We start from the raw sequence: 6734 nt of genomic DNA on the forward strand, positions 1-6734 counted from the left end.
ATAAACAGCGGCTTTTTTGTTTTAGGTTAAAGGCAAAAGCTTAGAGAAAAATTTAAGTTATCTTATTAATAACATCGCTTACACCTATTTTTATAGCTCATTACTTTTTTGTCCGATATTACTGATCTCTACCATTTTGGGGTATTTCTACATCAAGGTAACTTAAATATCGGCTAACTAGTTGTTTACAAGTCTTTATTAGCTGGTTAAGTTAGAATCTTTGTAATATTTGGACATTTGTCGGTTTATAAAGCGACAAATGTCGGATACAAAATTGTTATGTGATTTGTGCTGAAAACAAAAAAGGAGTTTAATAATGAAATTATTTAGAATTAAAACTGCGAGTTATATTACTAAGAAGAATATCTCATCCACTTTTATGTTATTTATAGCCTCTGTAATTCCAGTTACTTTTGTAATTCAAAGAGAACTTTTTATTGGCTCAATGTTAATGATAATTGTAGTGGGTGTTTATTTGTCGCTATTAACTGGTAAAGGTTTGTTTAAGTCTAAAAACAAAAGCGCGGGGCGTTAAATAGTAATCACATAACAATCCAATTATTCCGAACTCAACTCGCTGCGCTCGTTTCGTCGGCATATTGGGGCGTTATGTTTACAAATTAAGAAAGGAGTCTTTCCGATGTTTCCTCAATGTAGAAGTTGTTCTAAGAAAATATCACTTAGTTGGTTTTTAACAGCCTTTAAATGGACTAAATACCGTTGTGTAAATTGTGGCTCAATACATGAGTTCACTACAAGGCGTGGTTATATCGCAGGAATTGTAGGTGCATCAACTGCTTTCTTTTATCCAATCAAGGAAAGTTCTATCTTTTATAGCCCTTTGTTGTTTGTTTTAGTGGTGTTTGCTGCCCTTGTGCTTAGTAGTTTAATTCCTGGGCAACACGAATTAGTTGTAACTGAGGAATCGCTGGATCAGTGAACATAACAAGTGACTATGGTGTCAATTCCTAATTTCAAACCATTTTAGGATCCCACATGACACCATCCCTCACCATAGAATTTATGATTACTATAAGCTTTCTTATACAGGCAATAATAGCCACTTTTTTAGGTTTCCCTGCCGCGACTAGCCGATGATAAATAGCTTTAAATTTAGGGTTACATTGGATAGCTGACATCATTGTCATATACATTGCGGTTCTAATTTTTGGCCGTCCACCTCGTATCATCCGTTTACCCTGATAAGCACCACTTTCTCGATTAAATGGTGCAACACCAACCAGTGATGCAGCCTCTTTATTGTTTACACACCCAAGCTCAGGCATGTCACTAAGTAAGTTAAATGCGACAACATTCCCAACGCCAGGCACACTTTGAATAATGTCATTCTTGACCTTATATTCGTCACATTCTTTGATGAGTTTTTGTAGTTTCAAATCTACTTTGTCAATCTGATTTTTTAATGCCGTTAGGATAGGTTTTATTAGTGATGATATTGTTTTTGGCATTATCTGTGAACGATTTTTCTCCATCGTTTGCATATCCATTAACTGCCTTCTTCTAGAAAGTAAATCACTCATCAAGCGCATCTGCTCTGGCGTTAAAGATGAGAGTGGTGGCTTTATTGCTTCACCAAAATGAGCGATGAGTTGCGCATCAAGTTTATCTGTTTTTGCTTTTTGGCCAATAGCGCCTGCGAAACGTTTAATATTAACGGGATTAGCAACAACTAAAGGGATATTCGCTTGAGCACACGCCATAATAAAGGGGTGTTCAAGGCGCCCAGTTGCTTCAATAGTAACACGCGTTATTGGGTGCTTTTTTAGTGTTTTTATAGCGTGTTTAATGCCGCCGTCATTGTTTTCTACGGTGAAATATATATCTAACGGTCGGATGTAAATATCGAGTTGAGTTTTACCTGTATCGACACCGACGTTAATTTCATTTTGATTATTGAGTGTATTCATAATAAGCTGACTCTGCCTTGCGATTCGGGCTCGAGGCCCCGTTGACTATCCGAGTTTAATGCTTGGAGTTTATACAGCGTTCTTTCTTGTTATCGGTCTCTCAATAGAGGAGCCTTCAATCAATCGAACTACTGTATAAAAGGCTTTGGTTGCAGCCAAAGCTTGAGCCTCATATTACCCGAACTTGGTTAAAGTATTAATTAATTTATGGGTTTATTATCCATAGAAGGGTTTTAAGTCGGACAAATTACAGTTGGCTTTTTGTTCGTGCCTCACTTATTTTAGCCAACTGCAATTTGCCGCTTAAAACGGCGTTTATATGACTAGGGATGTTCCGTGCTAAAAAAATTATTGTGGAGTTTCTTCATATTGGTTGTTCTTGTTATGGGAACGATTTGGTATGAAACTTCAAGCTATATGTTCCCTTGGCGAGTAAATGACTCTATTAAGCACACTTTATCTTGGGGTGGACTAGCAGATTTACCTGAAAATATTAAAGACTTTAATATAGAAATGTATGGCGGTGGATTCAATCGAACATATGATATGGAGTTTACTAGTACTGAGACAAATCTCAAAAATTGGATAAGTAACTCAAAACGGTTAAAGGATAACAACCCAATATCTATAACAGAGTTTATTAGTGAATATGAAATATACCCTGGAGAAGAGAACGCTGTAGGTGGTTGGGTTCAAATAAATTGGCAAACCTACAAGGTTAAAGTTCATATATTGTGGTCATAATTTAAAACGTAAAAGTCATATAACAACACGCCCTGAGGTGGACAGCAAGCGCTAAAAAAATAAAGGATCAAATCTTGACTTCAGACGTCAAGTTCTAAAGCACGTGGTAAGTTGGGTTGTCCGATGTTAATTCACTATTCTTGTCGGATGGCGTGGCTTCGCCACTTATCCGACCTACGTAAAAAGGTAGGTTAGTTAAGCCGAAGGCGCCACCCAACAGAGTTCTTAAATTTATTAATACGGCCTATTGAAACCGCTTTTATCCTCCAAAAGCGAAGCGCCTCTAATCCTCTTTGTGAATTAATTTGCTTGAAACAACATCAGCTTTGCCTCTTTACCGTCTGTTAATACCGCGACGTTACCCTTATTAGTTATAAACACATCTCTTAATCGCCCTGCGGCCTTAGGAAATACGTGAGACTGTTTAAATTCACCACTTACCAGATTAACGCTGTAGAGCTTTTTATCAACAAGAGTAGTGATAAGCACATGTTGTTGTAGTGAAGGGAAGGCGGTATGTTTAGAGCCGTAATACGCCATGCCTGATGGCGCTATTGATGGCGTCCAATTAACACTTGGTTTTTGCATGCCTTTATATTCGGTAAATGGTGAAATACGCGCTTGCGAGTAATCTTTGCCATAGGTGATTACCGGCCAGCCGTAATTAGTCCCAGCGGTTAAGTAGTTTAGCTCGTCACCGCCTGCAGGGCCGTGTTCGTTGCTAATAATTTGCTGCGTATCGTAATCATAAACTAAGCCTTGAGGGTTACGATGACCGAGTGAGTAAACAGCATGCGCATTTGGGTTTTTGTGATTAATAAATGGGTTGTCTATTGGAATGGTGCCATCTAGGTTTATACGTAATATTTTACCAAGTTGGCTGGTGATAACTTGTGCTTGCTCTCTAAAGTCAAACCCATCGCCCGTTGAAACTAATAACGTATTGTCGGGTAGGACAAGGGCGCGTCCTGCGTAATGTTGCGGTGTGTTTTTATCAGTCGCTACTTTATAAATAATGTTAGGTTTTGAAAAGTCAGTGCCATTAAACGTGGCTTTGGCAACAACAAGCCTGTTTGCGCTTGCACCACCTTGGGCATAGGTAAAAATAACTTCTTTGGAGTCGTTATAATCTGGTGATAATACTATGTCGAGTAAACCACCTTGGCCCGCAACGTATAAGCCCTCAAGGTTTAATTTTACTCTTGATTGCGCGTTGTTTTTAACTATAACTACATGACCATCACGCTCTGTAATTAACCATGTGCCGTTTGGTAGTTCAACCATGCTCCACGGAGACTGTAATTGCGTAGCCAGTGTTTTTGTACTGTATTGCTCCTTTGGGAGCGCAGCGATTGCATTAACAGAAAACGCACAAAGCGAAAGCAGAGTAAAAAAAGAGATACATTGTTTACGGGGCAAGCCTTTGCTAGCATGGCTAGTATAAGAAAAAAGCTTTATTTTAAGTTGAGATAACCATGTCGTTTTTAACACGTATATTGCCTTCATTTTTAGTTTCTTGGTTACTTACATTCACACTTGCTAGCTTGTTTCATAGCCAATACGTTGTCAATCAATTAGTTAATGTAGGTGTAGTGGTGGGCTTTAGTGATCGTGCTAGTTTAACGCTTGATGATTGGTTAGGCCTATTACCTACCTACGGCGCTATTATTGCCCTAGCACTTGCCATCGCTTTTTTTGTTACCGCAAAGCTTAATAAAAAGGTTAAAAAATACAGTACTCAGTTATTTGTTATTGCTGGCATTGTGGCATTTGCCATTGTGCTAATTGCCATTGAATCAATTATGAATATTCATATTATAGCGGGCGCAAGAGGCTGGGGTTTTTATGCTCAACTGCTTGCAGGCGCGGTAGGTGGTTTTACATTTTCACAATTATTTAAAGCAACTAAAAACCAAAAAGCGTATTAGATGTGTGAATATAAGTACGGCTTATACGTTATTTGGTGATTAATAAATAAAGCCCGCTGTTTATTGTAAACAGCGGGCTTTAAATATGGCCTTTAGAGTTAAATTAAAAAATTAAACTAATTAGTTTGTAGCTACTTAACCCAAAAATTAGGATTAAAACGGGCAGGGTCACCAGGTTTAACACAAAAGAATTTGTGTAGTTTCCCATAACCCCTTTTTGATTAACCAGCCATACAAGGTAGGTGCTAACAATAGGGAGTAATAACCCGTTAGCCGCTTGCGCGAATATAATTACCGCGACAGGGTCTAAACCGAGTGACGCCACAGCAGCACCAAACAATAAAATAACAATAGCGACGCCTTTAAAGCGCGTGTTGCTCATATCGTTAGACCAACCTAACATGCCACACACGGCATAAGCACCGGCAAGTGGCGCTGTAATCGCGCTTGTTAAACCTGCAGCAAATAAGCCAATAGCAAAAAAGTAATGAGCGGCGTCGCCAAGCAATGGCTCTAGCTGCACGGCCATGTTAGCCGCACTAATTTGCCCCGCATCGGTGCCATAAAATGCAACTGAAGCTGTAGATAAAATAGCTAAAGTGATCACACCGCCTAAAGTGATTGATAGGCCTGTATCAACATTTGTTTGTTTAATCACTTTTTGCATGTCGCTGTTACTGTCGTGTCTAGCAGCGAGTACGCCGGAGTGCAAAAATAAGTTATACGGCACAATGGTAGTACCAACTAAAGCTAGTATGGTTGTAATAGAGCCTTCAGGCATACTAGGAATAAAGCCAGCAAATACATCACCCAGTGAAGGCGCTGCCATTACAAGTGTTGAGATAAACACTAAGCTCATTAAAATAACGAGTAAAATTAGCGCGTTTTCAACCACTTTATGTTTGCCGCTATACAGTAAAGCTGCACTAAAAAAAGCAATAAGTGGTGTCCATAGTTGAGGACTAACTTGAGGGAATATTTCAATTAACCCCATGCTAGCGCCACTTAAGTTACCCGCTTCATAAGCTGCACTGCCCACACCAATGGCGCTAATGACTAAAAATATAGCTAAAGATTTGAATAAAGGCGTTTGAATATGTGCTCTGAGCGCTTGAGCTAAATCTTGCCCGGTGGCAACGCCAAGGCGCGCCGCCATAGATTGTAATAATATAGTGGCAACAACTGAAAACAGTAATGTCCATATAAGTGCAAAACCAAAGTTTGCACCTGCCACGCTGGCGGTAGTAATTGTTCCTGGCCCAATGAAGGCTGCAGTGACGAGTAGTCCTGGTCCTAATCGCATAATTGACCTTAATAGTGCTAATGCATGTTGCTATTTAAAGTTACATCTAACGTTTAAAATCAATAATTATACGCGATGCCTGTTGTGTTAAAGCTGTCACTTACAGTAAGTGCCTTGCAGCAGTATTCGCTCCTTGACGATTTCTTTTTTATAAGCATATGTCCCGTCCTAAAATACGTTGACGGTTTTAAATGAAGGCCAGTAGCTTTTGCTCCTGGTCTTTTTTATGCACTTGGTTTGGTGTTTTCATTCCTAAACTTAAATGCGGCCTCAATTCATTGTATATCAATATCGATTCATCGACGAGCTGCTTTAGCTCTTCTAGGTTTTGGCATTTATAGAGTAAGAATTCCTGCTTCAATATGCCGTTAATACGCTCCGCCAGTGCATTCTGATAGCAGTCGTAGCCATCGGTCATTGATGGAATAATGCCATTTTCATTAAGCTTTACTTGATATACCCGCGAGCAATACTGCAACCCTCTATCTGAATGATGAATCGTACTACATTGATACTGACGATTATTGATGGTCATATCTAATGCCTTAACCACATCTGTCGCCTTCATTTCATCACTGAGTTCATATCCCATAATTTTTCGACTATACGCATCAGTTACTAGTGATAGATAGTGAACTCCTTGCGCTGATTGAACGTAGGTTATATCGCTTACAAATACCTCTTCTGGCTTCGATGGCTGCCTATCTTTAAGTAAATTAGGATGCTTTTTCATCCAATGTTTACTAAACGTAGTTTTTGTATAACTACGCTTAGGCTTAACCAATAAATGTTCATTTTTCAGGTAACTAAAGAAAGCGTCTCGACCTAAAC

Annotated in this window: 8 protein-coding genes; 4 read left to right on the forward strand and 4 right to left on the reverse strand. The window is 39.1% G+C overall.

Features of this window, described 5'->3' with window-relative positions; translation table 11 throughout:
- The first annotated feature begins 316 nt into the window (after positions 1-316).
- Together QT16_RS17205 and QT16_RS17210 are read left to right on the forward strand one after the other, a co-directional pair.
- The gene (locus tag QT16_RS17205; RefSeq protein WP_039489617.1) at positions 317-535 is read left to right on the forward strand and encodes a hypothetical protein; all 219 of its coding nucleotides are present in this window, start codon (positions 317-319) and stop codon (positions 533-535) included.
- Positions 536-640: 105 nt separating this feature from the next.
- Complete coding sequence (locus QT16_RS17210) at positions 641-940, forward strand: hypothetical protein (RefSeq protein ID WP_039489619.1); 300 nt, start codon at positions 641-643, stop codon at positions 938-940.
- A gap of 34 nt (positions 941-974) precedes the next feature.
- Here QT16_RS17210 and QT16_RS17215 read toward each other — a convergent pair whose 3' ends face one another.
- Complete coding sequence (locus tag QT16_RS17215; RefSeq protein WP_039489620.1) at positions 975-1928, reverse strand: IS110 family RNA-guided transposase; 954 nt, start codon at positions 1926-1928, stop codon at positions 975-977.
- Positions 1929-2264: 336 nt separating this feature from the next.
- On the opposite strand from QT16_RS17215, the gene QT16_RS17220 reads away from it, so the two are divergent.
- Positions 2265-2672, forward strand: coding sequence for a hypothetical protein (locus tag QT16_RS17220; RefSeq protein ID WP_024595227.1), 408 nt, complete (start codon positions 2265-2267; stop codon positions 2670-2672).
- A gap of 300 nt (positions 2673-2972) precedes the next feature.
- Here the strand turns inward: QT16_RS17220 and QT16_RS17225 are convergent, their stop codons facing one another.
- Positions 2973-4163, reverse strand: a complete 1191-nt coding sequence (locus QT16_RS17225; protein WP_039489622.1) for a PQQ-dependent sugar dehydrogenase — start codon at positions 4161-4163, stop codon at positions 2973-2975.
- Here QT16_RS17225 and QT16_RS17230 point away from each other — a divergent pair.
- Entirely contained in the window at positions 4148-4600 is a 453-nt protein-coding gene (locus QT16_RS17230; protein WP_039489624.1) for a hypothetical protein, read from the forward strand. The two genes, QT16_RS17225 and QT16_RS17230, sit on opposite strands and share 16 nt — an antisense overlap.
- Before the next feature lie 103 nt (positions 4601-4703).
- Here the strand turns inward: QT16_RS17230 and QT16_RS17235 are convergent, their stop codons facing one another.
- Positions 4704-5903, reverse strand: a complete 1200-nt coding sequence (locus QT16_RS17235; protein WP_039489626.1) for an Nramp family divalent metal transporter — start codon at positions 5901-5903, stop codon at positions 4704-4706.
- Between the two features lie 187 nt (positions 5904-6090).
- Positions 6091-6734, reverse strand: a 644-nt coding sequence (locus tag QT16_RS17240) for an IS3 family transposase (protein ID WP_039487489.1), incomplete at its 5' end; no start/stop codon positions are given.

The sequence above is a fragment of the Pseudoalteromonas distincta genome (genome assembly GCF_000814675.1).
Taxonomy (GTDB): Bacteria; Pseudomonadota; Gammaproteobacteria; order Enterobacterales; family Alteromonadaceae; genus Pseudoalteromonas; species Pseudoalteromonas distincta.

Coding starts and splice junctions, on each gene's coding strand:
- QT16_RS17215 (WP_039489620.1), bottom strand. CDS start 1,928: ATGAATACACTCAATAATCAAAATGAAATTAACGTCGGTGTCGATACA.
- QT16_RS17235 (WP_039489626.1), bottom strand. CDS start 5,903: ATGCGATTAGGACCAGGACTACTCGTCACTGCAGCCTTCATTGGGCCA.
- QT16_RS17210 (WP_039489619.1), top strand. CDS start 641: ATGTTTCCTCAATGTAGAAGTTGTTCTAAGAAAATATCACTTAGTTGG.
- QT16_RS17230 (WP_039489624.1), top strand. CDS start 4,148: ATGTCGTTTTTAACACGTATATTGCCTTCATTTTTAGTTTCTTGGTTA.
- QT16_RS17205 (WP_039489617.1), top strand. CDS start 317: ATGAAATTATTTAGAATTAAAACTGCGAGTTATATTACTAAGAAGAAT.